The following is a 3,269-nucleotide window of genomic DNA, read 5'->3' as shown; positions in this document are numbered from 1 at the left end:
TTTCTAAACTTCCTACTCATTTAAAAGAAAATTACTCCTTAACAGATGAAAATAAAGCTGAAATATTAACGTTGTTTTCAAAAGAAATTGCGGATGTTTCAGAGCGCAGAGGTTATAAAGCATATGATGTGATTTCACTTTCAAATAGCACACCTAACCTTGACGAGTTATTAATTAATTTTCAAAAAGAACACCATCATACTGACGATGAAGTTCGCTTTATTGTCAGCGGTCATGGCATCTTCGCTATTGAAGGAAAAGATGGTCGATTCTTTGACGTTGAACTTGAGCCTGGTGATCTTATATCTGTACCTGAAAATGCAAGACACTATTTTACCTTACAAGATGATCGCCAAGTTGTAGCTATTCGTATTTTTGTTACAACAGAAGGTTGGGTTCCAATTTATTAAGGTAGCTAGTTGAATAAAAGGTTGGAACCCCTTTTCCAACCTTTTATTCACTCTACATATATACATCCTCCTATGGAACAGGCTTATTTCATAACATTGAAGTAAGCCTGATTTTTTATTTACTAAAATGATTTGTCCCTTTCGTTTGTTTAAATCAAATATCTCGAATCATAATTCCACTTTATCAAGTACATTTCGGAATACTTTTTGAACATTTATTGAACTTTTTTTGAATTTTTTCTGAAAATTCTGTTTTACGTATGATATACTACAACTAATAAGAAGGAAAAGAATATTGCAAACAGAGGGGGATAATCATGAGTTTACTTATCGCACTTATACTAGGAGTTATATGCGGAGCTATTCCTGTCATTTTAGGAGCTATTATGGAAGAATTAGAAGTTGGTGTTTTAGGTTTTGCTGCATCGTGTGTAAGCGCTTTATTTTTTGGTTTATATGGTGCTATTCCTGTTTCTATTCTGTGCGCATTTTATATACTACGCCATGCTCGCGCGAAACAGTTGGGTCCTAATCACATTGCACAAGTTATTCCATTCCCAATTGAAAGATGCCGTCGCGCTTCCAGCCTATAGATTATCCAACTTAAATATTATGCCTGCCTAAATAAATAAAAAGTCCTCAAATGAGGACTTTTTATTTATTTTCTTCTAGAAATTGAAACAATTCTTGCAAATGAAGTGCATCCTCGCTATAGCTAACGGATACATGACATGTCCCTTCAATCTCAGCATGCATATAAAGGGCAATTCCATCCCGATCATATTTCAATGCCAAATAAAACTCCATTTCCTCTAACATCTTTTTCGAGGTTCGGATAACATAATGCCCTTTCTCATCTCTTCCATATTCAAAATCTGGTCCAAAATCGTATTTTTGTTTAAAAGCTTCTTTTTGCTTATCATTAATCTGTACACAAGTTGCTCGCTGCACAGCATCAATCATTTCGTCAAACTTTTGGAGATCCATTTCATTTACCCCCTTATATACTTTTTGTATAATACTTGTGTTCCGCTATTCTCTTTTCCATCTAYGATTAGCTCTTCATACAATTCCTTCGCTAGGGTTAAACCCGGTACTGGTAATTGTAATTTTTCAGCTTCATCTAAAGCAATCTTCATATCTTTCATAAAATGCTTTACATAAAAGCCAGGTTCAAAATCTCCTTTTAACATTCGAGGAGCTAAATTACTTAATGACCAGCTACCTGCAGCTCCTGTCGAAATACTCTCTAATACTTTATCTGCATTAAGTCCCGCCTTTTTCGCATACGCTACCGCTTCACATACTCCTATCATGTTAGAAGCAATTGCAATTTGATTGCACATTTTTGTATGTTGTCCACTCCCAGCAGGGCCTTGCAACTGAATATTTGTTCCTAGTTTTTCAAATAGAGGTAAGCAAATATCATATATTCTGTTCTCTCCACCGACCATAATTGCTAGTCTAGCTTCTTTAGCTCCAACATCCCCTCCAGATACTGGTGCATCTAATGTATATATATTCTTGCTTTTCGCAACTTCATTAATACGTTTTGCCAATGTTGGTGTCGATGTTGTAAAGTCAATTGCTATCGTACCTTCATTTGCATGTTCTAAAATTCCATCTATCCCAAAGTACACTTCTTCTACATCATGAGGATAACCAACCATCGTCATAACAACATCAACTTGCTTTACTAACGCTTTCGGTGTATCACACCAAGTCGCACCCTCTTGCACTAAAGAATCCGCTTTTTCCTTCGTTCTATTATATACATATACTTTATAACCACTTTGCATTAAATGGTTAACCATACTTTTTCCCATCACACCAATACCAATAAAACCTATTGATAAATTTTTATTTTCCATCTTCTCATCCCCTTTGTTCTAATAAATCATTTACCATCTTCCGAAATTCCTTATTAAAATCATCATCCAAACCATTCTTCACATTTGAAAATAAAATAACAAACGTTCCTTTTTCTTTATTGAAATTATTAAACGTATTCCAACCAGATAGTACACCATGGTTATGGAAAAAATCAGGATATATGTAAAAGCTAAATGCATATTTTCTTTCTTGTGAAGGTGTAAACATCGCTTGTATACTTTGTTCAGAAAGAAGCTTGCCATTTATAATCGCTTCATCTAATTTCTTCATATCTCCTACTGTCGTATACATCTCACCAGAGCCATATAACCAGTCCATCCCTAATTTTTGCGCTGGTACAAGTTCTTGATCTTTCTTCACATAACCCTTCGTGAAGTTTTTATCTCCAGGCACCATATTTCCCATACCTGATTCATGCATCTCTGCCTTTGTAAATATATTTTCTTTTATATAATCTCCTAAAGGCTTTTTCGTTATATTTTCTATAATATAAGCGAGCACCATATAATTATAATCCGTATACTTCCAACCTGTTCCTGGTGGAAAATCTAACTTTTGACTTCCAATCCAATTTATTAAATTTATACGTGAAGCTACATTAACCTTTCCTTCCCCATTTTCCGGTAAACCAGATGTATGCGTTAATAAGTGATATAACGTGATGTTTTTATCTGCTGGAAATGAAGGAATGTATTTATTTACATTATCTTGGACATTTAACTTCCCTTGTTCTTGTAACTGTAGAATGGATGTAGCAACAACTGTTTTCGTAATAGAACCGATACGATATTTTGTTTGAGGTGTATTTTCTATTTTATTTTGAACATCAGCATATCCATATCCTTTATTCAATATAACATGCTCTTTATCTGTCACCAAAACTGTCCCATTAAATTGCTTTCCTACTAAATACTGATCTAACTTTTGAGATATACTAGCAGATCTAACTTTTGAGATATACTAGCA

4 protein-coding genes and 1 pseudogene are annotated in these 3,269 nt (G+C 34.2%); 2 read left to right on the top strand and 3 right to left on the bottom strand.

Annotation, left to right across the window (positions count from 1 at the left end; genetic code table 11):
* Both AC1DTM_RS20970 and AC1DTM_RS20965 read left to right on the top strand, forming a co-directional pair.
* Nucleotides 1-410, top strand: a 410-nt coding sequence (locus tag AC1DTM_RS20970; protein ID WP_477000784.1) for a cupin domain-containing protein, incomplete at its 5' end; no start/stop codon positions are given.
* Between the two features lie 317 nt (nucleotides 411-727).
* A complete protein-coding gene (locus AC1DTM_RS20965) occupies nucleotides 728-1,003 on the top strand; it encodes a hypothetical protein (protein ID WP_002160633.1) in 276 nt (91 codons plus the stop codon).
* 61 nt (nucleotides 1,004-1,064) lie between these two features.
* On the opposite strand, the gene AC1DTM_RS20960 is transcribed toward AC1DTM_RS20965, so the two are convergent.
* From AC1DTM_RS20960 to AC1DTM_RS20950, 3 genes and pseudogenes are all read right to left on the bottom strand, one after another.
* A complete protein-coding gene (locus AC1DTM_RS20960; protein WP_002122159.1) occupies nucleotides 1,065-1,397 on the bottom strand; it encodes a DUF3909 family protein in 333 nt (110 codons plus the stop codon).
* Between the two features lie 5 nt (nucleotides 1,398-1,402).
* On the bottom strand, nucleotides 1,403-2,281 hold the full coding sequence (locus AC1DTM_RS20955) for an NAD(P)-dependent oxidoreductase (protein WP_477000783.1): 879 nt from the start codon (nucleotides 2,279-2,281) through the stop codon (nucleotides 1,403-1,405).
* 4 nt (nucleotides 2,282-2,285) lie between these two features.
* Nucleotides 2,286-3,248 (bottom strand): annotated as a pseudogene (locus AC1DTM_RS20950) (serine hydrolase domain-containing protein); the annotation flags it as partial.
* Nucleotides 3,249-3,269 lie beyond the last annotated feature (21 nt).

It is taken from the genome of Bacillus sp. P4_D3, assembly GCF_056401855.1.
This window is presented reverse-complemented; position numbering and strand designations above follow the sequence as displayed.

Bases quoted from the DNA above. Each gene is read 5' to 3' on its own strand.
- AC1DTM_RS20965 (WP_002160633.1), top strand. From the start codon at position 728: ATGAGTTTACTTATCGCACTTATACTAGGAGTTATATGCGGAGCTATT.
- AC1DTM_RS20960 (WP_002122159.1), bottom strand. From the start codon at position 1,397: ATGGATCTCCAAAAGTTTGACGAAATGATTGATGCTGTGCAGCGAGCA.